Genomic DNA, 25,785 nt, shown 5'->3' with positions numbered 1-25,785 from the left:
TTTAGCAAATTCCGACAGGTTGATTTTATGTTTTTAAAATGTTGGTTTTGTTTCTGTTTAAGTGTTTTTTTGTAATTAAATTACATGCTGAAAAAAAAGAATGATTTTAAACACTAAAAAGTGGTCTGATCAGTAGTAAAATTTCATTTCATTGAGTAAAATTTAGTATGTCTTACAGGTATTGCCCATCAAGGAGGGTCTTTATGTCTACATATCGTGAATATTCTCGGCATCAGGTTCTCTTGCGGCGTGTTGGCGCTGTCGTATTAGGCGTTATTGCGCTTCCTGTTATGTTATTTAGCCGAAACCGCGCCCGTTTTTACAGCTACTTGTATAAAGTATGGGTAAAAACAAGTGATAAACCCGTATGGTTAGAACGTGCAGAAATTGCCTCTGACACGTTAAATCCCTGAATCCTCTGCTTGGTGACTGGCTGTTCTTCGTTTTTTATGCATAATGTTTTCTGACTGATATAGCCTTCTGAACATAGTATTAAATGTAGTATTCTGACACCTTGCCAGCTTATGCTGGCAAGGTGTTTTGCTCTTATTGCTTATTACTACTGATGTTGTTACTTAACACATATATATATCACTTTGGGTAAGCGAAGAATAGGTACGTCTTCTATGATGAAAAAGCTAAATAATAAGGGGTGTGTAATGAATAATGTTGAATTAGAGCATGTACTCAATACGGAACTGAATGTTCGTGAGTTTCAGGATTATGCCCCTAATGGATTGCAGGTGGAAGGACGCCGTCATATTCAACGGATTATAACAGGCGTGACAGCATGTCAGGCTCTACTGGATGAAGCTGTTCGTTTGGAGGCTGATGCTGTCATCGTACACCATGGGTATTTTTGGAAGAATGAATCGCCTGTTATCCGAGGCATGAAACGCCGTCGTTTACAAACTTTACTCTGCAATGACATTAACCTGTATGGCTACCATCTCCCGCTGGATGCTCATCCTGCATTAGGCAATAATGTTCAGTTAGCACGTCAGATGGGTGTGAAAATCATAGGAACGATTGAGCCATTACTTCCTCATGGTGCATTTGATCAACCGATTACTCCAGCAGAATTGACTGAGCGCCTTGAAAAAAGACTGGAACGCAAGGTACTGCATTGTGGCGATAACGCCAGGGAAGAGATCCGCACTATCGCATGGTGTACAGGTGGCGGACAAAGTTTTATTGAGCAAGCTGCTGAATTTGGTGTTGATGCTTTTGTTACTGGTGAGGTATCCGAAAAAACCATTCATGTTGCCCGTGAAATGGGACTGCATTTTTATTCGGCAGGGCACCATGCCACTGAGCGCTATGGCATCAAAACGCTTGGTGAATGGCTGGCGAATCATCATGGGTTAGATGTCACTTTTATTGACATTCCTAATCCGGCTTGATGTCTTACAATGAATAATCATTGATATATAAGTCATAGCTTATATGATGCCATTATAAGTTATGGCTTATGAGATTCTCGTATGGATTGTAATGATAAACGTTTTTACAAAGAAATAATCGCGGTTGCTGATGCGGAGTATGAAGCACATTTAGCTAATCTGGAGGGTAAGAAATGAAAACTCTCAAAAAGAAAATTCGAGAATTTTCGAAAGAAGATCAAGCAGAAATAAAACAAATGGCTGATGGGCTGGTTTTAGAAACTGGATTACAACAGTTGAGGCAAGAGTTAAATATTTCTCAGCAAAAATTGGCTGACAGTTTAGGTATCAGCCAACCAGCCATTACTTAAATAGAACAACGGGTAATGATATAAAGTTAGTTACACTAAAACGCTATGTTGAAGCGATGGGAAGTAAATTGAGCTTAACTATAGAACTCCCAACTGGTTATGGAAAAATTTTCCATATTTAGCAGTTACCTGAATAATTGCACTAACTTTTAAGGTTATTGTGCTTGCTGGGTGTAATACCCGGTAAGGATAGAAACACTGTGATTAATCCACAATAAATTAGAATACCACCTAATGCTTGACTCCAGCCAGCAATAGCTAAGCCAGCCCCTAACAGCAAATAGTAAAATAACCCTAACAAGGCGCCTGCTGTGCCCAATCTATCTGTATAACGATTTAATGCAGATGCCAAAATATTGGGAATTGCAAGGCCATAAGCAATCACAATACCCAACATAGGGAAAATAAACAGCCATCTATTTTCAAGCAGATAAACACCAATCCCGCTTAATAAGACAAGCCATGCAGCAAGGGATATGATTTTTTTAGTTGGCCATTTCTTTTTTAAAAATTGCTTATTAGATACTGAACCCATCCCAACACCGAGAGTGAAGAGCAGTCCGGTATAACCGAAAAGCGCTGGTGATAATCCGAATTGTGCAAAACGGAAAGGAGCTAGTTGATAGTAGCTGAATAGACAAACATTGAATAAAGCGATGAGAAACACACTTCGCCAAATGGCAATATCTTTCAACATCATGCTGACGGTATCAGATAGTGCAATTTTTGTTACAGTTACCGGGCGTGTTTCTGGTAAGCGAATAACAGACCAGCTGATCAAAATAGCAGCCAAAACAGTCAATCCTGCGAATACGGCCTGATAACCGCCAAAATGATTCAGAGCAGAGCCGCTGATCATACCAACAGCAGGACTGGCAGCCAAAGCAATGCCCATAATGGAGAAAACATGTGCCAGTTCTTCACCACGGTAACTATCGCGCATAATAGTTTGTGTCCCGATTGAGCCGACCGCCGCTCCAAAAGCGGATAACATTCTGGCAACCAGTAGTAACCAGAAGTGCTCTGTTAATAGCGCCATAACACAAGCCAGACCATAGAGTAATAATCCGGCAATAATGGTAGGACGTCTGCCAATAACATCACACATGCGACCCCATACGACGACACCAAAAGCAAAGGCAAAAAAGTAGAGTGATAAGGTTTGTGAGGCTTGTTCTGCACTGACGGAAAAGCTATTGGCAATATTGGTTAGGACAGGACTATAGATAGTTTCCACAATTTGAGGAAACATCATTAAAGCAATAGTGAGCCAAAGTGATGGTTTAACTTGCATGGTATTTTTTCTGATCGTTAATGATTGATGACCAGAAGGTTAGCATTCTGATGTTTGTCTGATTATGATAATAAAGGCAATAAATTTATATAATAGGACATTAATTTAACGGGAGCCAGCATGGCATGGTTGAGGCAAAGTGATCATTTTGATCCTGACAGTTTGAATGTACCTGTAGTAGGCATTGCGGCAGAAATGGGACAGCATGACTCTGGTTTTCATCAGCATAATATGGGGCAGCTATTATTTACTCAGCGGGGTTGTATCAAGATCACTTTGGCTAATCAGATTTCTGTTTTACCTCCGACCAGAGTGGCATGGGTCCCGCCAAAGACATTACATCGGGCGGAGATGCGAGGTTCTGTTGAGTATCGTTCTATCTATCTTGATGTTTCTGGAGTGGATTGGATACCTGACAGGAGTGAAGTACTGGAAGCTACACCATTGCTACAGGCAGTTTTGGAACGTATTGCAATATCGCCTTTTGATACTGACTGGGATCAGGGAAAAGACGCACACATATTAGCGGTGTTTTTTGATGAAATTTGTGAGGCACGCCGAGAGCCAACGCTATTGCCTTTGCCTCATGATCGCCGTTTGGCTCGTTTGTCGTTTGAGCAATTACCTCCTTCACTACAGGAAATGGCTACTTATATCGGTGCCAGCGAAAAAACGATTACCCGTATATTTCAGCGTGAAACAGGAATGAGTTATCAACAATGGCGGCAACAATGGCGATTAATTAAAGCGATTGAATTATTGGCACAGGATAAGACCATATCTTATGTGGCTCAGGAGTTAGGGTTTGCCAATGACAGTGCATTTGTCACGTTCTTTCGCAAAATCATGGGAAAACCGCCACGTGAATATATGGCAGGCTAAAGGGCAAAACCCGTAGCAGGGATGAGGAGGAGAAAAAACGGATAGTTTCACCGATAGAAAGCACCATAATCGTTGAAATAATAACGGGTATCATTACATAGCGGATACTGCACCCTACTGTCAGATGGCAAGCCAATTGTGGTGGATTGGCTGGTAAGGTGCAGTATATACACGCTTCAGAATATGAAGTGTGTCAGCAAGTTTGTTAGATTATTTTTTAATCTTACTTGTGAAGTCGCGCTTAGCATGGCCAGTGTAAAGCTGGCGAGGACGAGCGATCTTCAAACCATCGTCATGCATTTCATTCCAGTGTGCAATCCAGCCAATTGTACGGGCAATGGCAAAGATTACGGTAAACATGGAGGATGGAATCCCCATTGCTTTCAGAATAATACCGGAATAGAAATCGACATTCGGATACAGTTTTTTCTCAATAAAGTACGGGTCGTTCAGGGCGATACGTTCCAGCTCCATGGCAACTTCCAACAAACTGTCATTCAGACCAAGTTCATCCAGTACTTCATGACAGGTTTCACGCATCACGGTTGCGCGTGGATCATAGTTTTTATAGACGCGATGACCAAAGCCCATCAGGCGGAAAGAGTCATTTTTATCTTTGGCGCGAGCGACAAATTCAGGAATGTGATCGACAGTCTGGATCTCTTCCAGCATACGCAGACAAGCTTCATTTGCACCACCATGTGCAGGCCCCCACAATGATGCAATCCCCGCAGCGATGCAGACGAATGGATTCGCACCAGAAGAACCCGCGGTACGTACTGTTGAAGTTGAAGCATTCTGCTCATGATCCGCATGTAGAATAAAAATGCGATCCATTGCTTTTTCCAACACCGGATTGACCTTATATTCCTCACAAGGCGTTGAGAACATCATATACAGGAAGTTACCGGCATAAGAAAGATCATTACGAGGATAAACAAAAGGTTGACCAATGGAGTATTTGTAACACATTGCTGCCACAGTTGGCATTTTGGATAGCAGACGATATGCAGTGATTTCGCGGTGTTGAGGATTATGAACATCCACTGCATCGTGGTAGAAAGCAGCAAGAGCGCCGGTCACGCCGCAAAGTACAGCCATAGGGTGAGAATCACGGCGGAAACCGTGGAACAGACGGGTAATCTGTTCGTGGATCATCGTATGACGTGTCACAGTTTTTTTGAATTTTTCAAATTCTTCGGGTGTGGGTGGCTCCCCGTACAGCAGAATATAACAAACTTCCAGATAGTTTGATTTCGTTGCGAGCTGATCGATGGGAAAACCACGGTGCAGCAAAATGCCTTCGTTGCCATCAATATAGGTGATTTTCGACTCGCAGGAGGCAGTGGAAGTAAAACCGGGATCGTAGGTATAGAAGCCTTTTGAGCCGAGGGTACGAACGTCAATCACTTCAGAACCTAGGGCTGGCGTTAGTACGTCTAGTTCGATAGCAGCTGAACCATTTATGGTCAACGTAGCCTTTTTATCAGCCATTTACATCTCCTTAGCGCTTATTTTTTATAACCCCTAACAACCTTCAGATAGGCGCAATTTTTTTACTGTGCCGACGGCATTGTGCTACCGGAGAGAATTAAAAATCAGGCTGTATACATTTGTGCTGAAATCTCATTTACGGACGACAATCGTTTTCAGGTTGTTAAAAAGTTTCTGGATGTCATATCTAAAGTATTTTTAACATAAAATGTTACCATTTTGTGTCATAACGATACTTTTACAAAGCTCGTGTTTTTCGTGAAGTTTACTTTTTCATCGGAAAACGACGGTGGATAATATGCACCGCCATATATGTAAGATAAATGTTTAATCTTTGTCAAACAAGATAGTGGTTTTTATGATAAATGTTTGAAGCGTGATCTTACTCACTGTTCAAGCTAAATGTTAATAATCATATTGTGTGGGAATTGTAATAACAATGTGAAGTACTTATACTGCGTTAAGGTCTCCGGATACCTGATGTAGGAGCACCCAGCGTAATCAAATCACAACGTTTTATGAACAGTAAGGATTGTTAAATTAATTATGTTGTGTCTTTGTATCCTCTTAACGCTGTCTGATTCCCACCCAGGGCCGGAGGATGGAAAATAAAAAAAAGCTGTGTGGGCAAAATTGTGAAAAAACAAAGACCTGTCAACCTCGATCTGCGGACGATAAATCAACCCGTGTCCGCGATAGCTTCGATCTTGCACCGTATCTCAGGCGTCATCACCTTTGTAGCAGTCGGCATTCTGCTGTGGCTGCTAGGTATGTCGCTGTCTTCGCAAGAGGGCTTCCAGCATGCATCTGAAATTATGACTGGCTTTTTCGCCAAATTTATCCTGTGGGGGATATTAACGGCATTGGGTTACCACATCTGTGGTGGGATCCGCCATGTTTTGATGGATTTTGGCTTTTTGGAAGAGAGCCTTGCTACTGGTAAAACTTCTGCCAAATTGGCAATAGTGATTGCAGTTATTCTGTCTATTCTGGCTGGGGTATTAATATGGTAAGCAACGCATCCGCATTGGGGCGCACGGGTATTCAGGACTGGCTGTTGTTACGTGCATCTGCAATCGTTATTGTTTTATATGTTCTTTATCTTGTTGGTTTTGTAGCAACAACGTCAAACATCACTTATGAAGTCTGGAGCGGTTTTTTTTCTTCATCTCTCACTAAAGTGTTCACCATATTGGCACTGATTTCTATTCTGGTTCACGCATGGATCGGAATGTGGCAGGTGCTGACAGATTATGTGAAGCCACTGGCACTGCGTCTGGTGTTGCAACTGGTGATTATTGTTGCGCTGCTGGCTTATTTGATTTACGGAACAATTGTTGTGTGGGGTGCATAAATGAAACTGCCAGTAAGAGAGTTTGACGCTGTTGTTATTGGTGCTGGCGGCGCAGGTATGCGTGCTGCACTGCAAATTTCACAAATGGGCTTGTCTTGTGCCCTGATTTCTAAGGTTTTTCCGACCCGCTCCCATACAGTTTCAGCACAGGGTGGCATTACCGTTGCTCTGGGTAACTCTCATGATGATAACTGGGAATGGCATATGTATGACACGGTAAAAGGCTCCGACTATATCGGTGACCAGGATGCCATCGAATACATGTGTAAAACCGGCCCTGAAGCGATTTTGGAACTGGAACATATGGGGTTGCCATTCTCACGCCTGGATGATGGACGTATCTATCAGCGCCCATTTGGTGGGCAATCCAGAAATTTTGGCGGTGAGCAGGCTGCCCGCACTGCTGCTGCTGCTGACCGTACCGGTCACGCATTACTTCATACCCTGTATCAGCAAAACCTGAAGAACCACACGACCATTTTCTCTGAGTGGTATTCTCTGGATCTGGTAAAAAACCAAGATGGTGCTATTGTTGGCTGTACAGCCATCTGTATTGAAACAGGTGAAGTTGTCTATTTCAAAGCCAAAGCAACAATTCTCGCAACGGGCGGTGCAGGCCGTATTTTCCAATCTACGACTAATGCGCATATCAATACTGGGGATGGTGTTGGTATGGCGTTGCGTGCTGATGTTCCTGTTCAGGATATGGAAATGTGGCAATTCCATCCGACAGGAATTGCGGGTGCTGGTGTATTGGTGACAGAAGGTTGCCGTGGTGAAGGTGGTTATCTGCTGAATAAAGATGGTGAACGCTTTATGGAGCGTTATGCACCAAATGCTAAAGATCTGGCTGGTCGCGATGTGGTTGCACGGTCTATGATGATCGAAATCCGTGAAGGTCGCGGTTGTGAAGGTCCATGGGGACCTCACGTGAAATTGAAGCTGGATCACTTGGGTAAAGAGGTTCTGGAATCCCGCCTGCCGGGTATCCTTGAACTGTCCCGTACTTTTGCCCACGTAGACCCTGTAAAAGAGCCGATTCCGGTGATCCCAACCTGCCACTATATGATGGGCGGAATTCCAACTAAAATTACTGGTCAGGCACTGACTATTAATGAGAAAGGCGAAGATGTTATCATTCCGGGCTTATTTGCTGTGGGTGAAATCGCTTGTGTATCTGTTCATGGTGCGAACCGTTTAGGTGGTAATTCATTACTGGATTTGGTGGTCTTTGGCCGTTCTGCTGGTTTGCACCTGAAAGAGTGTCTGATGGAGCAGGGAACCAGCCGTGATGCCAGCGAGTCTGATGTTGATGCAGCACTGCAACGTCTGAACCGTTGGAACAATACCCGTTCAGGCGAGGATCCAGTTGAAATCCGTAAAGCATTGCAGGCTTGTATGCAGCACAATTTCTCTGTATTCCGTGAAGGTGATGCAATGGCGAGAGGATTAGATGAATTAAAAGTCATCCGTGAGCGCCTGCAAAATGCCCGTTTGGATGATACATCATCAGAATTCAATACCCAGCGTATCGAATGTCTGGAATTGGACAACCTGATGGAAACCGCTTATTCGACTGCTGTAGCTGCAAATTTCCGTACAGAAAGTCGTGGAGCGCATAGCCGTTTCGATTATCCAGAGCGTGATGATGCAAATTGGCTGTGCCATAGCTTGTATTTACCGCAGACTGAGAGCATGACCCGTCGTGAAGTTAACATGCAGCCAAAATTGCGTGAAGCCTTCCCGCCGAAAGTGCGTTCTTACTAATTGCGTTGTTGATGTTCCAGTTGCGGAGAAATAGATTATGAAACTTGAATTCTCAATTTATCGTTATAATCCGGATGTAGACAACGCACCCCGTATGCAAGATTACACGCTGGAAGCTGAAGAAGGGCGTGACATGATGCTGCTGGATGCGCTTATCCAGTTGAAGGAACAAGATCCAACGTTGTCATTCCGCCGTTCGTGCCGTGAAGGTGTATGTGGTTCTGACGGTCTGAATATGAATGGTAAAAACGGGCTGGCTTGTATTACACCTGTTTCAGCATTACGCCGTGGTAACAAGAAAATTGTTATTCGTCCGCTGCCTGGTTTGCCAGTTATTCGTGACCTGGTTGTTGATATGGGGCAGTTTTACGCGCAATATGAAAAAATCCGTCCTTATTTGCTCAATGACGGTAAAAATCCACCTGCGCGTGAACATCTGCAATCACCGGAACAACGTGCAAAATTGGATGGTCTTTATGAATGTATCTTGTGTGCCTGCTGTTCGACGTCATGCCCGTCATTCTGGTGGAACCCGGATAAATTTATTGGACCAGCAGGTCTCTTAGCTGCATATCGTTTTCTGATTGATAGCCGTGATACTGAAACCTCATCCCGATTGGATGGACTGAATGATGCTTTCAGTGTCTTCCGTTGCCATGGGATTATGAACTGCGTCAGTGTGTGTCCTAAAGGTCTTAACCCGACAAAAGCGATTGGGCATATTAAGTCGATGTTATTAAGACATAGTGCTTAATTAAAATATTACTTAATTAAATATACTGACAATGTATAGATAGTGCATAAATAACACATAAACTGTGTGTAAATAATGCATATAAGGTAGCCCTCCACAATTTTGAAATAAATATCAAACCAGTGGAGGGCATAAAGAATGAAAGATGATAAATTGCCTGCTGCTAATGACGGCGCATGTTATTGGAATAAGGAACCTTTAAAAACTGCCTCTCAGTTTTTAAAGGTTCCTTGAAGGGTAGGATAACCCAAATAAAGAACATGCATTAAGCACGTCCAAATGAACCTTTTATCAACCCCGCTTATTAATAAAGCGGTATTTGTTAACCACGGCGAAAACTAAAGCTTTTAAAGCTTAAGGGATCACAATGCAGAACGGTGCAATGAAGGACTGGCTGGACTCAAGCTTTCTGGCTGGTGCAAACCAGTCTTATATAGAGCAAATCTATGAAGACTATATAACCGATCCTAATTCTGTTGATGCAGGTTGGAGAGAAATTTTCCAACAATTATCGGATGCAGGACTTCACGGGGAACAACTTCACTCACAGACACGTGATTACTTCCGTCGTCTGGCAAAGGATGCCACTCGTTACCACACTTCAGTCAGCGATCCAGCAATGGATGCAAAACAAGTTAAGGTTTTGCAGCTTATCAACGCATTCCGCTTCCGCGGTCATCAACATGCGAATCTTGATCCATTGGGATTATGGAAACAGGAACCTGTATCGGATCTCGATCCTGCTTTCCATAATTTAACAAAAGCTGATTTTGAAGAAACGTTTAATGTAGGCTCATTTGCTAGCGGCAAAGAGACAATGAAATTGGCGGATTTGTATGATGCACTGAAACGCATTTATTGCGGCTCTATTGGTGCGGAATATATGCATATCACCAATACAGAAGAAAAACGCTGGATCCAGCAGCGTCTGGAATCTGTCTCTGTAAGCTCACAATTCAGCGCAGATGAAAAACGTCGCTTTCTGGCGGAGTTAACTGCGGCAGAAGGTCTTGAACGTTATCTGGGGGCTAAGTTTCCAGGAGCGAAACGTTTTTCTCTGGAAGGCGGTGATGCACTAGTTCCAATGCTGAAGGATTTGATCCGTCATGCAGGTAAGCAAGATACACGCGAAGTTGTACTTGGCATGGCTCACCGTGGTCGTCTCAATGTCCTTATTAATATCTTAGGTAAAAAACCAGCTGATCTGTTTGATGAATTTGCCGGGAAACATAAAGAACATCTCGGAACAGGTGATGTGAAGTATCATCAGGGTTTTTCCTCTGATTTCGAAACCGAAGGCGGTTTAGTACACTTAGCGTTGGCATTCAACCCATCTCATCTTGAAATTGTCAGTCCTGTCGTTATTGGTTCAGTACGTGCTCGCCGTGACCGTCTTGATGAAGGCCAGAGCAACATGGTGTTGCCGATAACCATTCATGGTGACGCAGCAGTAACAGGGCAGGGGATTGTTCAGGAAACACTGAACATGTCTCAGGCTCGCGGTTATGAAGTTGGTGGCACTGTTCGCATTGTGGTTAACAACCAGATTGGTTTTACTACTTCCAACCCGAAAGATGCCCGTTCAACGCAATATTGTACTGATGTTGTGAAAATGGTTCAGGCTCCGATTTTCCACGTTAATGCTGATGACCCGGAAGCTGTCGCCTTTGTTACCCGCCTGGCTCTGGATTTCCGTAATACCTTTAAACGTGACGTGATGATTGATCTGGTTTGTTACCGTCGTCACGGTCATAACGAAGCTGATGAGCCAAGTGCAACTCAGCCACTGATGTATCAGAAAATTAAGAAACATCCGACTCCACGTAAGATCTATGCGGACAAACTCATTGCAGAAGGTCTGCTATCGCCTAACGATGTAACTGAAATGGTTAACTTATATCGTGATGCATTGGATCATGGTGAATGTGTTGTAGATGAATGGCGTCCAATGGGATTGCATTCGTTTACATGGGAACCTTACCTGAATCACGAATGGGATGAAGAGTATCCACATAAAATGGATATGAAGCGTCTGCAAGATCTTGGCAAACGCATTAGTACCATTCCTGCCGAAGTGGAAATGCACTCTCGTGTTGCAAAAATCTATGCTGATCGTGCAGACATGGCCAACGGCAACAAATTGTTTGACTGGGGTGGAGCGGAAACACTGGCTTATGCAACCTTGGTTGATGAAGGTATTCCAGTTCGTTTGTCTGGTGAAGACGCTGGCCGTGGCACATTCTTCCACCGCCATGCTGTTGTCCACAATCAGGCTAATGCTTCTGTTTATGTCCCTCTGGCGAATGTTCACAACGGTCAGGGTGTATTTAACGTATGGGATTCAGTCCTGTCAGAAGAAGCTGTACTGGCATTTGAATATGGTTATGCAACGACAGAGCCTCGTACATTAACTATCTGGGAAGCCCAGTTTGGTGATTTTGCTAACGTAGCACAGGTTGTGATTGATCAGTTCATCAGTTCTGGTGAACAAAAATGGGGTCGTATGTGTGGTCTGGTCATGTTGTTGCCACATGGCTACGAAGGACAAGGCCCTGAACACTCATCAGCACGTCTGGAACGTTACCTGCAATTGTGTGCAGAACAGAACATGCAGGTTTGTGTGCCATCAACTCCGGCTCAGATTTACCACATGCTGCGTCGTCAGGCATTGCGTGGTATGCGTCGTCCTCTGATAGTCATGTCACCTAAGTCGTTGTTACGTCATCCATTGGCAGTATCCAGCCTGGATGAATTGGCTAACGGTAAATTTGAAACAGTGATTGGTGAAGTTGATGCGTTGGATCCAAAAGGTGTGAAACGCGTTGTACTTTGCTCCGGTAAAGTTTATTACGATCTGCTGGAACAACGTCGTAAGAACGAGCAGACCGACGTCGCCATTGTGCGTATTGAACAACTGTATCCATTCCCACGTCAGGACATGCAGACCTTACTTGAGCAGTATGCACATGTGCATGATTTTGTCTGGTGTCAGGAAGAGCCATTGAATCAAGGGGCTTGGTATTGCAGTCAACATAATTTCCGTGAAGCGATCCCATTTGGGGCTTCTTTACGTTATGCAGGGCGTCCGGCTTCTGCTTCCCCGGCTGTGGGCTATACATCTGTTCACCAGCAGCAGCAGCAAGCTCTGGTTAATGACGCACTGAACGTTGAATAAATAAGGATAGAAAATGAGTAGCGTAGAAATTCTGGTTCCAGACCTTCCTGAATCTGTTGCGGATGCCACTGTTGCGACATGGCATAAAAAACCAGGTGATACCGTAGAGCGTGATGACATTCTGGTTGAAATCGAAACAGACAAAGTGATTTTAGAAGTACCGGCAAGTGAAGCGGGTATTCTGGAATCTATTCTGGAAGACGAAGGAGCCACTGTACTGTCTAAGCAACTGCTTGGCCGTATTAGCCTGAGTGACAGTACTGGTATGCCTGCTATGGTGAAAGAACAAACAGAAGCAACACCAGCACAGCGTCAGACAGCTTCTTTGGAAGAAGAAAGCAATGATGCACTGAGCCCGGCAGTTCGTCGTTTGATTGCAGAGCATGATTTAGATCCTACTGCGATTAAAGGCAGTGGTGTAGGCGGCCGTATTGTGCGTGAAGATGTAGAAAAATATATTGCTGCGAACAAAAAAGAGAGTACTAAACCCGCTGAATCTGCTCCAGCAGCTCAACCATCTCAGTTGCCACACCGCAGTGAAAAACGCGTACCAATGACTCGTTTGCGTAAGCGTATTGCAGAACGTCTGCTCGAAGCGAAAAACAACACTGCAATGCTGACGACTTTTAACGAAGTCAATATGAAGCCAATTCAGGAATTGCGTAAGCAATACGGTGATGAGTTTGAAAAACGTCACGGTGTCCGTCTGGGTTTCATGTCTTTCTATGTGAAAGCCGTTGTTGAAGCGCTGAAACGTTATCCAGAAGTTAATGCTTCTATTGATGGCACTGATGTGGTTTACCACAACTATTTTGATATCAGCATCGCGGTATCTACACCACGTGGTCTGGTGACGCCAGTACTGCGTGATGCAGATGCATTGGGTATGGCTGATATTGAGAAAAACATCAAAGAGCTGGCTATTAAAGGCCGTGACGGCAAATTGACCGTTGAAGAACTCACTGGCGGTAACTTCACCATTACCAATGGTGGTGTTTTTGGCTCCTTGATGTCTACTCCGATCATTAACCCACCACAAAGTGCGATCCTTGGCATGCACGCTATTAAAGATCGCCCAATGGCAGTAAATGGTCAGGTTGAGATCCTTCCAATGATGTATCTGGCTCTGTCTTATGACCATCGTCTGATTGACGGGCGTGAGTCTGTAGGCTTCCTGGTGACTATCAAAGAAATGCTGGAAGATCCAACACGTTTGTTGCTGGATGTATAGCATCACCATCAGGGCGGAGGGTGTTAAATTCCGTCCAGTCTGAAGTAAAACGATGTTGATGTAAAAAGTGCTGATGTAACAAATTATGCGGCCAGCCTTCGGGCTGGTCATATCCAGAGCAAAAAAATAGAAGGTAATTTACCTTTCTTAGATTAAATTATGGATAGAACATCATGAATTTACACGAGTATCAGGCAAAACAACTTTTTGCACGGTATGGCTTACCAGCGCCTGCTGGTTATGCTTGCACTACACCGCGCGAAGCAGAAGAAGCAGCATCCAAGATTGGTGCAGGCCCTTGGGTCGTTAAATGTCAGGTTCATGCTGGCGGTCGCGGTAAAGCCGGGGGCGTGAAAGTCGTCAATAGCAAGGAGGATATCCGTGCTTTTGCTGAACAGTGGCTGGGTAAACGACTGGTAACTTACCAGACAGATGCACAGGGGCAACCTGTCCATCAGATCCTGGTAGAAGGGGCTACCGATATTGCTAAGGAGCTGTATCTCGGTGCCGTTGTTGACCGTGGTACACGTCGTGTAGTGTTCATGGCCTCTACCGAAGGTGGCGTTGAAATAGAAAAAGTGGCGGAAGAAACGCCCGAACTGATTCATAAAGCAATTATCGATCCACTGGCTGGCCCTATGCCCTACCAAGGCCGTGAACTGGCGTTTAAGCTGGGTCTGACTGGTAAACAGGTCAATCAATTCACTAAAATTTTCCTCGGATTGGCAAACCTTTTCCTTGACCGTGACCTGGCTCTAGTCGAAATTAACCCGTTGGTTATTACAACTCAAGGTGATCTTGTCTGTTTGGATGGGAAGTTGGGTGCGGACGGTAATGCTATGTTCCGTCAGGCTGAACTACGTGAAATGCACGACCCTTCGCAGGAAGATCCACGTGAAGCTCAGGCTGCACAATGGGAACTGAATTATGTTGCGTTGGATGGCAACATTGGTTGTATGGTAAATGGTGCTGGTCTGGCGATGGGAACCATGGACATTGTCAAGCTGCACGGTGGCGCACCGGCTAATTTCCTTGATGTAGGCGGTGGTGCGACAAAAGAGCGTGTTACTGAAGCGTTCAAAATTATCCTGTCGGATGAAAATGTGAAAGCTGTCTTGGTAAATATCTTTGGTGGGATCGTCCGTTGTGACCTGATTGCTGACGGTATTATTGGTGCGGTGGAAGAAGTAGGTGTTCACGTACCTGTAGTCGTTCGTTTGGAAGGGAATAATGCTGAACTGGGTGCGAAGAAACTGGCTGATAGTGGTTTGAATATCATTGCAGCAACCAGTTTGACAGACGCAGCTAAACAGGCAGTCGCAGCAGCGGGGAACAAATAATGTCTATTTTAATTGATAAAAACACCAAAGTGATTTGTCAGGGTTTCACTGGCAGTCAGGGTACTTTCCATTCAGAACAGGCGATCGCTTACGGTACTCAAATGGTTGGCGGTGTGACGCCGGGTAAAGGTGGTACACAGCATCTTGGTCTGCCCGTCTTTAATACCGTCCGTGAAGCAGTTGAAGCAACAGGTGCGACAGCTTCTGTTATTTACGTGCCAGCGCCATTTTGTAAAGACTCCATTCTGGAGGCTATTGATGCAGGTATTAAACTGATCATTACCATTACTGAAGGCATCCCGACGCTGGATATGCTGACAGTTAAGGTAAAACTGGATCAGGCTGGTGTTCGTATGATTGGCCCTAACTGTCCGGGTATTATTACTCCGGATGAATGTAAGATCGGTATTATGCCCGGTCATATTCATAAGGCAGGTAAAGTAGGTATTGTGTCTCGTTCAGGGACTTTGACTTATGAGGCCGTGAAGCAGACAACTGACGCAGGATTGGGTCAATCCACTTGTGTTGGTATCGGCGGTGACCCAATCCCGGGTTCAAATTTCATTGATATTCTGAAACTGTTCCAGGAAGATCCACAGACTGAAGCTATCGTCATGATTGGTGAAATTGGTGGTACAGCAGAAGAAGAAGCAGCTGCGTATATCAAAGAGCATGTTACTAAACCTGTTGTAGCTTACATTGCTGGTGTAACAGCACCTAAAGGTAAGCGAATGGGGCATGCAGGGGCGATTATCGCAGGTGGTAAAGGTACGGCGGATGAAAAATTCGCAGCACTGGAATCCGCGGGGGTGGAGACTGTCCGCAGCCTTGCTGACATCGGCGATGCAGTTAAAGGTTTATTGTCCAGCAAATAGTCACCAAATAAGCTATTTTTATAGAATAAAGGCTGCTTTAAAGCAGCCTTTTTATTTTCATTTATAAGATAAACAGTAGGCTGGAGAGCTATTTTAAAATTTAGCTGAACTTATTTTAGAAAATTCTATTTAATCGATTAATTTAATTAGAAATGTTAGAAAAATATATTTTTCTCATAATGAAAATGAAAAGTTAATTTTATAATGCTTTTTACAGCAAAAAATAAATTAATCGGCATTGTGGGAAACAAATTATTAACACTAAATCAACCGTAATGAAATAATAGCTGAAATGATTAACAGTGAATAGAAAAAATTTATTAAAATCAATTTATTACTGTGGAATGTGTTCGCTAAACTTGATTTAATTGTCCTAAAATAAATGGTATTACCTCATAAATTAGCGGCAATATTGGCTTATATTGAGAATTCTAATCTTAGTCATGCAAAAGCTATTTATTGTGTGTGAATATAAGCGTAATATTATTGGGGTATCTGCTGAATTTTGATTTACTTAATAATTTGTTGTTGTGTTTGAGGCATTTATTGCTGGTAGTTATGAGACTTTCATTTTACGAAAGTTGGGTTGCCGCAAGTCGGTGTCTTCCTGCTAGGAGCAAGGAGTCAAGATGTTTGATATTGTCGAACTGTCACGATTACAGTTTGCCTTAACTGCTATGTACCATTTCTTATTCGTACCATTAACACTCGGTATGGCGTTTTTGCTTGCGATTATGGAAACGGTATATGTTCTGTCTGGCAAACAAATCTACAAAGATATGACGAAATTCTGGGGTAAGTTATTTGGTATTAACTTTGCCTTAGGTGTTGCAACAGGTTTGACTATGGAGTTCCAGTTCGGAACAAACTGGTCATATTTCTCACATTACGTTGGTGATATTTTTGGTGCACCACTGGCCATTGAAGGTTTAATGGCTTTCTTCCTTGAATCCACATTTGTTGGTTTGTTCTTTTTCGGTTGGGATCGTCTGAGTAAGAAACAGCATTTGGTTGTGACTTGGTTGGTTGCATTAGGTTCTAACTTCTCTGCTTTATGGATTCTAATTGCAAATGGCTGGATGCAAAACCCGATTGCATCTGATTTCAATTTTGAAACCATGCGTATGGAGATGGTGAGCTTTAGCGATCTGGTTCTGAATCCTGTTGCTCAAGTGAAATTTGTTCATACTGTAGCTGCTGGTTATGTGACAGGCGCGATTTTTGTCTTGGGCATCAGTGCTTATTACTTGCTTAAAGGGCGGGATATTCCGTTTGCTAAACGTTCATTTGCCATTGCATCAAGTTTCGGTATTGCCGCAGTCCTGTCCGTCATTGTACTGGGGGATGAATCTGGATATGAAATGGGGGATGTGCAGAAAACCAAACTGGCTGCCATTGAAGCAGAGTGGGATACTCAGACTCCTCCGGCTGCATTCACGCTGATTGGTATTCCTGATCAGGATAAGATGGAAAACAAATACTCCATTCAAATTCCTTACATATTAGGCCTTATCGCTACACGTTCTACTGATACTCCGGTTGTCGGCTTGCGTGACTTGATGAGTCAGCATGAGCAACGTATCCGTAACGGACTTAAGGCATATGAATTGTTGGAAGAGTTGCGTGCAGGTAACACTGATCCGGCAGTACGTAAGGCATTCAACGAAAGCAAAAAAGACCTTGGTTACGGCATGCTCGTAAAACGTTACACCCCAGAGGTAGCAAACGCGACAGAAGAGCAAATCAAAGCCGCTGCGAAAGATTCTATTCCACGTGTGGCTCCGCTTTATTTTGCATTTCGTATCATGGTTGCTTGTGGTTTCATCATGTTACTGGTTATCGGCCTGGCATTCTTCAGCGTTATCCGTAATCGCATTGGTCAACAGAAGTGGTTGTTGCGTGCGGCGCTATTCAGTATTCCATTACCGTGGATTGCGGTTGAAGCTGGTTGGTTTGTTGCAGAGTATGGCCGTCAGCCTTGGGCAATTGGTGAAGTATTGCCAACCGCAGTGGCAGCTTCGACACGCAGTGTTGGTGATTTGATTTTCTCAATGGCACTGATTTGTGGTCTGTATACCTTGTTCCTGATCGCTGAAATGTTTCTGATGTTCAAATTTGCTCGCCTTGGCCCAAGTAGCCTCAAGACCGGACGTTACCATTTTGAACAGAAAACTATTTCTTCAACCAATAATTCTTCAGCGAATAATATTGAATAAGCAGGAGTCCACTTATGCTTGATTATGAAGTGTTACGATTTATATGGTGGCTGCTGATTGGTGTATTGCTAATCGGGTTTGCAGTGACCGATGGTTTTGACATGGGTGTTGGTATCCTGCTGCGGATTATCGGCAAAAATGACACTGAACGCCGTGTCATGATTAACTCAATTGCACCTCACTGGGACGGTAACCAGGTGTGGTTAATCACAGCGGGTGGAGCACTGTTTGCTGCCTGGCCAGCGGTATATGCTGCTGCTTTCTCCGGTTTCTATGTAGCGATGATTTTGGTGTTGGCGGCATTGTTCTTCCGTCCTGTAGGGTTTGACTATCGTTCGAAACTGGAAAACAGAAAATGGCGTAACATGTGGGACTGGGGGCTGTTTATTGGCAGTTTTGTACCTCCATTGGTTATTGGGGTGGCATTCGGTAACCTGCTGCAAGGTGTACCTTTGATGATAGATGTAGATCAGAGGGTTTCCTATGAAGGGTCATTCTTTGAGTTGCTGAACCCTTATGGGCTGCTGGCAGGTATCATCAGTCTGATGATGATTACGACACAAGGGGCAACTTACCTGCAAATGCGTACTACGGGTGAATTGCATTTGCGCTCCCGTACTGCGACACACGTTTGTGCATTGATAACCGCGGTGGCTTTCTTACTGGCAGGTGTGTGGCTGATTTATGGCATTGATGGTTATGTTGTGACTGGTGGTCTGGATGTGAATGGAGTATCTAATCCATTGCATAAACAAGTTACTCAACAGGTTGGGGCATGGCTGATCAATTTCAATAATCAGCCAATATTGTGGGCTATACCTGCATTGGGTGTCATTCTTCCTTTGCTGACTATGCTGGCGACTCGATTGGATAAAGGTGCCTGGGCGTTTCTGTTTTCATCACTGACAGTTGCTTGCATTATTCTGACCGCAGGAGTATCCATGTTCCCGTTTGTGATGCCATCAAGCTTTAATCCGAATGTCAGTTTGACTATGTGGGATGCGACATCCAGTCAGTGGACGTTGCAAATTATGTTCGTTGTTGCGCTTATCTTCGTTCCTATTGTTCTGTCATACACCATTTGGTGTTACTACAAAACCTTTGGGCGTTTGGATAAGAGCCACATTGAAAATAACAAACACTCACTGTACTAAAGGAGCATAGAACATGTGGTATTTTGCTTGGATTCTGGGAACGCTCTTAGCTTGTAGTTTTGCAGTTATTGCAGCTTTGGCACTTGAACATAGTGAATCAGAAAAAATAACTGAGAGTGATAAAAGCTAATGTTGGTTGACAAATTTTACCAACTGATGAGTAAGGGCCTGCTAAGGGCCCTTATCCTTATTATGGCTCTGGCACTTGCTGGATGTGTATTGTGGGATCCAACACGCTTTGCTGCGAGCACAAGTTTATTAGCTGTATGGCAAGGCATTTTACTGATCTGGGCGGTATGTTCCGGGGTTATTTTTGGTATTGGATTTAACCCTAAGCATTTTATCTGGCGTCTTTTTTTTCATCCATTACCTGCATTTTTGATTCTGATTTTTGGCTTATATCATTTCCTTAAGTAAACTATTTATGATTTTATAGGACGCTGGCCTATAAATTTTTTTGACTTCTTTAATAACAAGTCATTCCAAAGCGCTATTCTCTTGAGTATAGTGACAACGTCAATTCGCCTGATTAGGATTATATGTGAGTAATATGTTGTTCCGTTGGCCTATCCGTGTTTACTACGAAGACACAGATGCTAGTGGTATAGTCTATCACGCTCAATATTTGGCTTTTTATGAAAGAGCACGTACAGAGATGCTGCGTGATAAGGGCTTCCACCAAAAGTATATGTTGGATGAACAAGTTGGTTTTGCTGTCAGCCGTATGACTGTTGACTACCGCAAACCAGCGAGGCTGGATGACCAGTTGGTTGTGGAAAGCGAGATCACGAATATCCGTGGTGCTTCACTGACATTTATTCAACGAATTGTTGATTGTAATGATGTAGTTATCAGTAACGCAGAATGTCTGGTCGTCTGCGTAAATTCATCTCAAATGAAGCCTATTGCGCTTCCAAAGTCTATTGTCGCGGAGTTTAAGCAGTGACTGACATGAACATCCTAGATTTATTCCTGAAGGCAGGCTTTTTAGTGCAGCTGATCATGTTAATCCTGGTTGGCTTCTCTGTGGTTTCTTGGGCAATTATTATTCAACGAACAAGAATTCTGAATGCCGCTACGCGGGAAACGGAAGCATTTGAAGATAAATTTTGGTCTGGGGTTGAATTATCCCGTCTTTATAAAGAAAGCCAGTCACGCCGCGATTCTTTAAGTGGCACTGAACAGATTTTCTATTCTGGTTTTAAAGAGTTCGCTCGCTTACATCAGGCAAATAACCATGCACCAGAGGCTGTCATTACGGGAGCTTCCCGCGCTATGCGAATTTCAATGAATCGTGAATTAGAAACTTTGGAGAATCATATCCCATTTCTGGGTACTGTCGGTTCTATCAGTCCCTATATCGGTCTGTTCGGCACAGTCTGGGGGATCATGCATGCTTTTATTGCTCTGGGAGCAGTAAAACAGGCAACATTGCAAATGGTCGCTCCTGGTATTGCGGAAGCTTTGATTGCAACAGCTATTGGTTTGTTTGCTGCGATTCCGGCGGTGATGGCTTATAACCGTCTGAACCAGCGTGTCAATAAACTCGAACAAAGTTACGATAATTTTATGGAAGAATTTCTGGCGATTTTGCATCGTCAGGCTTTTGTTTCCAATTCCAATAAATCGTAATTTATCGTAAGGGGAAAAAGCGAATGGCGCGCACTCGTAGTCGCAGACGTGAGCTAAAATCCGAGATCAATATCGTCCCCTTGCTGGACGTGTTGCTGGTTTTGCTGCTGATTTTTATGGCAACCGCCCCGATTATCACGCAAAGTGTAGAAGTTGACTTACCTGATTCGGTGGATTCCAAAACTGTCTCCAGTTCTGATAATCCACCGGTTATTGTAGAAGTTTCCGGGGTAGGGCGCTACAACATGGTTGTTAGTCAGGAGCGTTTAGAATTATTACCTGAACAGCAAATTATTGCTGAAGCTCAAACCTTGATGAAAGCTAACCCAAAAACAATTTTCTTGATTGGAGGTTCAAAGGAAGTCCCTTATGATGAAATCATCAAGGCACTGAATATGCTTCGTCAAGCGGGTGTGAAATCGGTTGGTTTAATGACTCAGCCTATTGGTGCCTGATGGCGGCTTTTACTTAAAGTTTCTGGATGTCGAGCGTGGGAAAGACAAATAAGCAAAACAGTAGGCTAAATCGTGCCATTATCATTTCGATTATTTTGCATATTATCCTGTTCGGATTCCTGATTTGGGGATCTTTGAAGCAAAAAACAGAAATGGGAGGCGGTGGAAATAGTGGTACGGTGATTGATGCCGTTATGGTCGATCCGAATGCGGTAGTTCAGCAATATAACCAGCAACAACAACAGCAGGCTAATGCAAAGCTGGCTGAGCAGCAACGGAAGAAAAAAGCTGAACAACAGGCAGCCGAATTGCGTGCTAAACAGGCAGAAGAGCAGGAGCGGCTGAAAGCCGCAGAAGAAGAGCGAATAAAAGCACAGCAAGCTGCGGAAGAACAGAAAAAGCTGGCTGATGCTGCGGCAGCTAAGGCTCGTGAAGAGCAAAAGATTGCCGAAGAAGCTGCTGCTAAAGCGAAAGCGGAGCAAGAAAGAATTCTGAAAGAGCAGGCAGAAGCTCAGAGAAAAGCAGAAGCCCAAGCTAAGAAAGAAGCAGAAGAAGCGGCGAAACGAAAAGCTGAAGCCGAAGCGAAGGCAAAAACAGAAGCTGAAGCAAAGGCTAAAGCGGAAGCCGCGGCTAAAGCAAAAGTCAGGGCTAAGGCTGAAGCCCAAAAAGAGGCTCAGGCAGTTGATGATCTGCTTGGGGGATTAACTTCTAATGCACCTAAACAGCAAGGTGGAGCATCCGCTGCCGGTAAAGGCGGTAGTAAGAAAAGTGGCGCTTCTGAATCGGATATCAATAATTACAAAGGGCAAATTCGGGCTGCGATCCAGAGTCATTTTCGTGATCCGAGTTTGTATTTAGGGCGCACTTGTGACTTGAGCATAAAACTGGCATCAGATGGTATGTTGATTAGTGTTCAGGCTAATGGAGGCGACCCCGCATTATGTAGGGCAGCAATTGCTGCGGCGAATCAAACCAAAATGCCACGTCCACCAAGTAAAGAGGTTTATGAACATTTCAAGAGTTTTTCACTAGACTTTAAGCCATAGTAAGGTAAATATTTGGTGGGAATGTGTTATTTATTAGGTGAAGTTTTGGATAATTTATTTGTATAAATAAAATTATTAGATTTTATTTAGGTATCTGGTTTTGTTTGTTGGCGTTTGTTAGAATCCGGCGGATTATTGCGGGCATATCGATCGCGATAAGGGAGAGATGATGAAGCAAACTTTTAAACTGACGTTTAAAGTATTATTGGGTTTTCTGATGCTATGGGCAACGTTTGCTCATGCAGAAGTTCGCATTGAAATTACGGAAGGTGTTGATTCTGCCCGTCCTATTGGTGTCGTTCCATTTAAATGGACTGGTGCAGGTAATCCGCCAGAAGAAATTGGTTCAATCGTTGCTGCCGATTTGAGGAACAGTGGGAAATTCAATCCCATTACTCCGGATCGCATGCCACAGCAACCTACCACAGCCTCTGAAGTAACACCTGCGGTATGGTCCGCTCTTGGAATAGATTCTGTAGCTGTAGGGCAAATTCAGCCTGCTGCTGATGGCAAATTTTTGGTTTCCTATCAGTTGGTTGATGTAGCTGGAACACCGGGTTCAGTATTGGTGCAGAATCAATTTTCAGTTGAGAAAAAATGGCTACGCTATGCTGCGCATGAAGCCAGTAATGAAGTATTTGAAAAGCTGACCGGCATTAAAGGCGCATTCACCACACGTATAGCTTATGTCGTTAAGAAGGTTGCTGCGAATAAGTATTCGTATGAGCTGCGAGTGGCTGATTATGACGGTTATAACGAAACTCCGGTACGTAGTTCAGCAGAACCTTTAATGTCACCGGCATGGTCACCAGACAATTCTCAACTGGCTTATGTGACATTTGAAGGTGGCCGTTCTTCTCTGGTGATCCAAACATTGGCAACAGGAGTATTTCGTAATGTAGCTTCATTTCCTCGCCACAATGGAGCACCAGCATTCTCCCCTGATGGGGCTAAGCTCGCTTTTGCCCTATCTAAAACAGGCAGTTTGAATTTGTATGTGATGGATTTGGCTTCAGGGCAGATTCGTCAAATAACAGATGGCCGCAGTAACAATACTGAGCCAAGCTGGATGCCGGATAGCCAGACACTGGTCTATACCTCTGATCAGGGTGGTCGTCCACAATTGTATAAAATCGATATTAATGGCGGTGCTCCACAACGACTGACTTGGGAAGGTTCACAAAACCAAGATGCTGATGTGAGTCCAGACGGTACTTTTATCGTTATGGTTAGCACAGCGAGTGGCAGTCAGCACATCGCCAAACAGGATCTGGGAACGGGATCTGTTCAGATTTTGACAGATACGTTTCTAGATGAAACGCCGAGTATCGCACCTAACGGCACTATGGTTATTTATAGCTCCACTCAAGGGTTGGGGACTATATTGCAGCTAGTTTCGACTGACGGGCGTTTCAAAGCGCGTCTTCCGGCTACTGATGGACAGGTTAAATTTCCTGCCTGGTCGCCGTATCTGTGATGCATAATAAGTATGTATGGCAAACTATAAAAGGATCAAAGAGATGCAACTGAACAAAGTGCTAAAAGGGTTGATGTTAGCTTTACCAATCATGGCCGTAGCAGCGTGTACTAACACTAACAAAAATGGCAACAATGATCAGTCTGGTGTAGGCACTGTTGATAATTCTTCTAAAGCAGGTCCGTCTGCTGAAGAATTAGCACGTCAGCAGATGCAAGAGCTGCAAAACAACAATATCGTATACTTCGGTTTCGATAAATACGACATTAACAGCGAATTTGCTCAGATGCTGGATGCGCATGCTGCATTCCTGCGTAGCAACCCATCTGTTAAAGTAACTATTGAAGGCCATGCAGATGAGCGTGGTACTCCTGAGTACAATATCGCTCTGGGTGAGCGTCGTGCAAATGCAGTTAAAATGTATCTGCAAGGCAAAGGTGTTTCAGGTGACCAGCTCGCTATCGTTTCTTATGGTAAAGAAAAACCAGCTGTACTTGGTCATGACGAAGCAGCATACGCTAAAAACCGTCGCGCTGTAATCGTATACTAAGAGTAAGGCATGAACAGTAACTTCAGACGTTTTGTATTGGGTCTGTCGTTATTGGTTGGCGTAGCGGCTCCATGGGCCGCTACTGCCCAAGCGCCAATCAGTAATGTCGGCTCAGGCTCCACAGATGAGCGCCTTTCCCAATTAGAGCGTATTTCCGACGCTCATAGCCAGTTATTAACTCAACTCCAGCAACAGCTTGCTGATTCTCAGCGTGATATTGATACACTCCGTGGTCAGATTCAGGAAAATCAGTATCAATTAAATCAGATCATTGAGCGCCAGAAAGATATTTATCAGCAGTTGGATAAAATCACTCATCCTTCAGATGCAGAAAATGGTAATACAGCGACCCCGGCGGAAAAGGGGGCTGATAATCAGCCCGCAGCTGCCATCAGCACAGGAAGCGAAAAGGGAGATTATGATGCCGCCGTTGCTTTGGCTATCAACACTAAGGAATACGATAAGGCTATCGTAGCATTCCAGAATTTTGCTAAAGCTTATCCTAAGTCGAAATACTTACCGAATGTCAACTATTGGTTAGGTCAGTTGAATTACAACAAAGGTAAGAAAGATGATGCGGCTTATTATTTCGCGACCGTAGTGAAAAATTATCCTAAGTCACAAAAAAGCAGTGATTCTCTGTATAAAGTTGGTTTGATCATGCAGGAAAAAGGGCAAAAGGATAAAGCGAAGGCAGTTTATCAACAGGTGGTTAAGCAATACCCCGGCACTAGTGCGGCTAAAATGGCCGAAAAAAAGATTGCAGGAATGTAATAATTATCCCCAAGAGGTTATTTATCGGTCTTTTTGGGGATGATTGGCCGATTAATAGGCGCTTAAACGGGATTTGATAAAATAAATATTGCGCCTTACAGAGAAATCAGTAATATATGCCGCCGTTGGCAAGCAATAAGAAAGCAATGCCAGGCAAGATTTAGATGGGTCGTTAGCTCAGTCGGTAGAGCAGTTGACTTTTAATCAATTGGTCGCAGGTTCGAATCCTGCACGACCCACCATCTAAAATTCTCATTCATACATTCCCAAGATGGGTCGTTAGCTCAGTCGGTAGAGCAGTTGACTTTTAATCAATTGGTCGCAGGTTCGAATCCTGCACGACCCACCATCTAAAATTCTCATTCATACATTTTCCAAGTGAGTCGTTAGCTTAGTCAGTAGAACTGTTGGCTTTTAATCAATCGCTCACCGGTTCGAGTCGAAAATTTATTTCTCCCTTATTACATTAAGATCTCTAAAATACTTAAAGACTTTTGCTTAATAATTCGCTATCTTGTTTAGCATGTAAAACAATTAAGAGCAAAATAATCGATTTTTATCT

At 43.8% G+C, this 25,785-nt stretch carries 24 protein-coding genes, 2 tRNA genes and 1 pseudogene; 25 read left to right on the top strand and 2 right to left on the bottom strand.

All coding sequences use genetic code 11. The annotated features are described in order from the left end of the window. The first annotated feature begins 203 nt into the window (after window positions 1-203). The 3 genes and pseudogenes from BDD26_RS18820 (at window position 204) to BDD26_RS18810 (ending at window position 1,875) form a co-directional block, all read left to right on the top strand. Complete coding sequence (locus BDD26_RS18820; protein ID WP_038263133.1) at window positions 204-413, top strand: YbfA family protein; 210 nt, start codon at window positions 204-206, stop codon at window positions 411-413. A 246-nt stretch (window positions 414-659) separates the two neighbouring features. Beyond that, window positions 660-1,403, top strand: a complete 744-nt coding sequence (locus tag BDD26_RS18815) for a type 2 GTP cyclohydrolase I (protein ID WP_038263135.1) — start codon at window positions 660-662, stop codon at window positions 1,401-1,403. Window positions 1,404-1,576: 173 nt separating this feature from the next. Next, a pseudogene (locus BDD26_RS18810) lies at window positions 1,577-1,875 on the top strand (helix-turn-helix domain-containing protein). 20 nt (window positions 1,876-1,895) lie between these two features. On the opposite strand, the gene BDD26_RS18805 reads toward BDD26_RS18810, so the two are convergent. After that, on the bottom strand, window positions 1,896-3,047 hold the full coding sequence (locus BDD26_RS18805; protein WP_115827412.1) for a multidrug effflux MFS transporter: 1,152 nt from the start codon (window positions 3,045-3,047) through the stop codon (window positions 1,896-1,898). Window positions 3,048-3,167: 120 nt separating this feature from the next. On the opposite strand from BDD26_RS18805, the gene BDD26_RS18800 reads away from it, so the two are divergent. Further along, window positions 3,168-3,929 (top strand): AraC family transcriptional regulator, encoded by a 762-nt coding sequence (locus BDD26_RS18800; RefSeq protein WP_038263143.1) that lies wholly within the window; start codon window positions 3,168-3,170, stop codon window positions 3,927-3,929. A 210-nt stretch (window positions 3,930-4,139) separates the two neighbouring features. On the opposite strand, the gene BDD26_RS18795 is transcribed toward BDD26_RS18800, so the two are convergent. Then, complete coding sequence (locus tag BDD26_RS18795; RefSeq protein ID WP_115827411.1) at window positions 4,140-5,423, bottom strand: citrate synthase; 1,284 nt, start codon at window positions 5,421-5,423, stop codon at window positions 4,140-4,142. Window positions 5,424-6,046: 623 nt separating this feature from the next. On the opposite strand from BDD26_RS18795, the gene sdhC reads away from it, so the two are divergent. From sdhC to BDD26_RS18690, 21 genes are all read left to right on the top strand, one after another. After that, entirely contained in the window at window positions 6,047-6,436 is a 390-nt protein-coding gene (sdhC, locus tag BDD26_RS18790) for a succinate dehydrogenase cytochrome b556 subunit (RefSeq protein WP_038263150.1), read from the top strand. Then, window positions 6,430-6,777, top strand: a complete 348-nt coding sequence (sdhD, locus tag BDD26_RS18785; RefSeq protein ID WP_038263153.1) for a succinate dehydrogenase membrane anchor subunit — start codon at window positions 6,430-6,432, stop codon at window positions 6,775-6,777. The genes sdhC and sdhD overlap by 7 nt, the downstream gene beginning before the upstream one ends. Then, on the top strand, window positions 6,778-8,544 hold the full coding sequence (gene sdhA, locus BDD26_RS18780; protein ID WP_038263154.1) for a succinate dehydrogenase flavoprotein subunit: 1,767 nt from the start codon (window positions 6,778-6,780) through the stop codon (window positions 8,542-8,544). It abuts the gene before it with no gap. A gap of 37 nt (window positions 8,545-8,581) precedes the next feature. Beyond that, window positions 8,582-9,298, top strand: a complete 717-nt coding sequence (locus BDD26_RS18775; protein WP_038263156.1) for a succinate dehydrogenase iron-sulfur subunit — start codon at window positions 8,582-8,584, stop codon at window positions 9,296-9,298. Window positions 9,299-9,665: 367 nt separating this feature from the next. Then, complete coding sequence (gene sucA, locus BDD26_RS18770; RefSeq protein WP_115827410.1) at window positions 9,666-12,473, top strand: 2-oxoglutarate dehydrogenase E1 component; 2,808 nt, start codon at window positions 9,666-9,668, stop codon at window positions 12,471-12,473. 13 nt (window positions 12,474-12,486) lie between these two features. Next, window positions 12,487-13,704, top strand: a complete 1,218-nt coding sequence (gene odhB, locus BDD26_RS18765; protein ID WP_115827409.1) for a 2-oxoglutarate dehydrogenase complex dihydrolipoyllysine-residue succinyltransferase — start codon at window positions 12,487-12,489, stop codon at window positions 13,702-13,704. A 173-nt stretch (window positions 13,705-13,877) separates the two neighbouring features. Then, a complete protein-coding gene (gene sucC / locus BDD26_RS18760; protein ID WP_038263165.1) occupies window positions 13,878-15,044 on the top strand; it encodes an ADP-forming succinate--CoA ligase subunit beta in 1,167 nt (388 codons plus the stop codon). Further along, entirely contained in the window at window positions 15,044-15,919 is an 876-nt protein-coding gene (gene sucD, locus BDD26_RS18755; RefSeq protein WP_115827408.1) for a succinate--CoA ligase subunit alpha, read from the top strand. The genes sucC and sucD overlap by 1 nt, the downstream gene beginning before the upstream one ends. Window positions 15,920-16,548: 629 nt before the next feature. Next, window positions 16,549-18,135, top strand: a complete 1,587-nt coding sequence (cydA, locus tag BDD26_RS18750) for a cytochrome ubiquinol oxidase subunit I (protein ID WP_038263170.1) — start codon at window positions 16,549-16,551, stop codon at window positions 18,133-18,135. Between the two features lie 14 nt (window positions 18,136-18,149). Beyond that, window positions 18,150-19,289 (top strand): cytochrome d ubiquinol oxidase subunit II, encoded by a 1,140-nt coding sequence (gene cydB / locus BDD26_RS18745; RefSeq protein ID WP_038263172.1) that lies wholly within the window; start codon window positions 18,150-18,152, stop codon window positions 19,287-19,289. Between the two features lie 13 nt (window positions 19,290-19,302). Next, the gene (cydX, locus tag BDD26_RS18740) at window positions 19,303-19,419 is read left to right on the top strand and encodes a cytochrome bd-I oxidase subunit CydX (protein WP_115827407.1); all 117 of its coding nucleotides are present in this window, start codon (window positions 19,303-19,305) and stop codon (window positions 19,417-19,419) included. Then, window positions 19,419-19,706: a cyd operon protein YbgE gene (ybgE, locus tag BDD26_RS18735; RefSeq protein ID WP_038263175.1), complete on the top strand. Its 288-nt coding sequence runs from the start codon at window positions 19,419-19,421 to the stop codon at window positions 19,704-19,706. The genes cydX and ybgE overlap by 1 nt, the downstream gene beginning before the upstream one ends. 124 nt (window positions 19,707-19,830) lie before the next feature. Continuing rightward, window positions 19,831-20,235 carry a tol-pal system-associated acyl-CoA thioesterase gene (gene ybgC / locus BDD26_RS18730; RefSeq protein WP_038263178.1) on the top strand — a complete coding sequence of 135 codons (405 nt, stop codon included), beginning with the start codon at window positions 19,831-19,833 and terminating at the stop codon, window positions 20,233-20,235. Further along, complete coding sequence (gene tolQ, locus BDD26_RS18725; protein ID WP_038263181.1) at window positions 20,232-20,921, top strand: Tol-Pal system protein TolQ; 690 nt, start codon at window positions 20,232-20,234, stop codon at window positions 20,919-20,921. The genes ybgC and tolQ overlap by 4 nt, the downstream gene beginning before the upstream one ends. A gap of 23 nt (window positions 20,922-20,944) precedes the next feature. Then, on the top strand, window positions 20,945-21,376 hold the full coding sequence (gene tolR / locus BDD26_RS18720; RefSeq protein WP_038263184.1) for a colicin uptake protein TolR: 432 nt from the start codon (window positions 20,945-20,947) through the stop codon (window positions 21,374-21,376). 35 nt (window positions 21,377-21,411) lie between these two features. Continuing rightward, complete coding sequence (gene tolA, locus BDD26_RS18715) at window positions 21,412-22,422, top strand: cell envelope integrity protein TolA (protein ID WP_170140431.1); 1,011 nt, start codon at window positions 21,412-21,414, stop codon at window positions 22,420-22,422. Window positions 22,423-22,591: 169 nt separating this feature from the next. Then, the gene (tolB, locus tag BDD26_RS18710; protein ID WP_038263191.1) at window positions 22,592-23,899 is read left to right on the top strand and encodes a Tol-Pal system beta propeller repeat protein TolB; all 1,308 of its coding nucleotides are present in this window, start codon (window positions 22,592-22,594) and stop codon (window positions 23,897-23,899) included. Between the two features lie 43 nt (window positions 23,900-23,942). Continuing rightward, the gene (gene pal, locus BDD26_RS18705; RefSeq protein WP_038263194.1) at window positions 23,943-24,449 is read left to right on the top strand and encodes a peptidoglycan-associated lipoprotein Pal; all 507 of its coding nucleotides are present in this window, start codon (window positions 23,943-23,945) and stop codon (window positions 24,447-24,449) included. A gap of 9 nt (window positions 24,450-24,458) precedes the next feature. Beyond that, on the top strand, window positions 24,459-25,223 hold the full coding sequence (gene cpoB / locus BDD26_RS18700) for a cell division protein CpoB (protein WP_115827405.1): 765 nt from the start codon (window positions 24,459-24,461) through the stop codon (window positions 25,221-25,223). A 166-nt stretch (window positions 25,224-25,389) separates the two neighbouring features. Then, window positions 25,390-25,465: transfer RNA gene (locus BDD26_RS18695), tRNA-Lys, on the top strand. A gap of 31 nt (window positions 25,466-25,496) precedes the next feature. Beyond that, window positions 25,497-25,572, top strand: a tRNA-Lys gene (locus BDD26_RS18690). The last annotated feature ends 213 nt before the right edge of the window (window positions 25,573-25,785 follow it).

The sequence above is a fragment of the Xenorhabdus cabanillasii genome (assembly GCF_003386665.1).
GTDB lineage: Bacteria > Pseudomonadota > Gammaproteobacteria > Enterobacterales > Enterobacteriaceae > Xenorhabdus > Xenorhabdus cabanillasii.
This window is presented reverse-complemented; position numbering and strand designations above follow the sequence as displayed.

What these genes read in the sequence shown, in the direction of transcription:
- cydB (WP_038263172.1), top strand. Translation starts at nt 18,150, where the DNA reads ATGCTTGATTATGAAGTGTTACGATTTATATGGTGGCTGCTGATTGGT.
- odhB (WP_115827409.1), top strand. Translation starts at nt 12,487, where the DNA reads ATGAGTAGCGTAGAAATTCTGGTTCCAGACCTTCCTGAATCTGTTGCG.
- tolR (WP_038263184.1), top strand. Translation starts at nt 20,945, where the DNA reads ATGGCGCGCACTCGTAGTCGCAGACGTGAGCTAAAATCCGAGATCAAT.
- BDD26_RS18795 (WP_115827411.1), bottom strand. Translation starts at nt 5,423, where the DNA reads ATGGCTGATAAAAAGGCTACGTTGACCATAAATGGTTCAGCTGCTATC.
- BDD26_RS18820 (WP_038263133.1), top strand. Translation starts at nt 204, where the DNA reads ATGTCTACATATCGTGAATATTCTCGGCATCAGGTTCTCTTGCGGCGT.
- sdhA (WP_038263154.1), top strand. Translation starts at nt 6,778, where the DNA reads ATGAAACTGCCAGTAAGAGAGTTTGACGCTGTTGTTATTGGTGCTGGC.
- sdhD (WP_038263153.1), top strand. Translation starts at nt 6,430, where the DNA reads ATGGTAAGCAACGCATCCGCATTGGGGCGCACGGGTATTCAGGACTGG.
- BDD26_RS18775 (WP_038263156.1), top strand. Translation starts at nt 8,582, where the DNA reads ATGAAACTTGAATTCTCAATTTATCGTTATAATCCGGATGTAGACAAC.
- tolB (WP_038263191.1), top strand. Translation starts at nt 22,592, where the DNA reads ATGAAGCAAACTTTTAAACTGACGTTTAAAGTATTATTGGGTTTTCTG.
- sucA (WP_115827410.1), top strand. Translation starts at nt 9,666, where the DNA reads ATGCAGAACGGTGCAATGAAGGACTGGCTGGACTCAAGCTTTCTGGCT.
- BDD26_RS18805 (WP_115827412.1), bottom strand. Translation starts at nt 3,047, where the DNA reads ATGCAAGTTAAACCATCACTTTGGCTCACTATTGCTTTAATGATGTTT.
- BDD26_RS18815 (WP_038263135.1), top strand. Translation starts at nt 660, where the DNA reads ATGAATAATGTTGAATTAGAGCATGTACTCAATACGGAACTGAATGTT.
- sucC (WP_038263165.1), top strand. Translation starts at nt 13,878, where the DNA reads ATGAATTTACACGAGTATCAGGCAAAACAACTTTTTGCACGGTATGGC.
- pal (WP_038263194.1), top strand. Translation starts at nt 23,943, where the DNA reads ATGCAACTGAACAAAGTGCTAAAAGGGTTGATGTTAGCTTTACCAATC.
- sucD (WP_115827408.1), top strand. Translation starts at nt 15,044, where the DNA reads ATGTCTATTTTAATTGATAAAAACACCAAAGTGATTTGTCAGGGTTTC.
- BDD26_RS18800 (WP_038263143.1), top strand. Translation starts at nt 3,168, where the DNA reads ATGGCATGGTTGAGGCAAAGTGATCATTTTGATCCTGACAGTTTGAAT.
- ybgE (WP_038263175.1), top strand. Translation starts at nt 19,419, where the DNA reads ATGTTGGTTGACAAATTTTACCAACTGATGAGTAAGGGCCTGCTAAGG.
- cpoB (WP_115827405.1), top strand. Translation starts at nt 24,459, where the DNA reads ATGAACAGTAACTTCAGACGTTTTGTATTGGGTCTGTCGTTATTGGTT.
- cydA (WP_038263170.1), top strand. Translation starts at nt 16,549, where the DNA reads ATGTTTGATATTGTCGAACTGTCACGATTACAGTTTGCCTTAACTGCT.
- cydX (WP_115827407.1), top strand. Translation starts at nt 19,303, where the DNA reads ATGTGGTATTTTGCTTGGATTCTGGGAACGCTCTTAGCTTGTAGTTTT.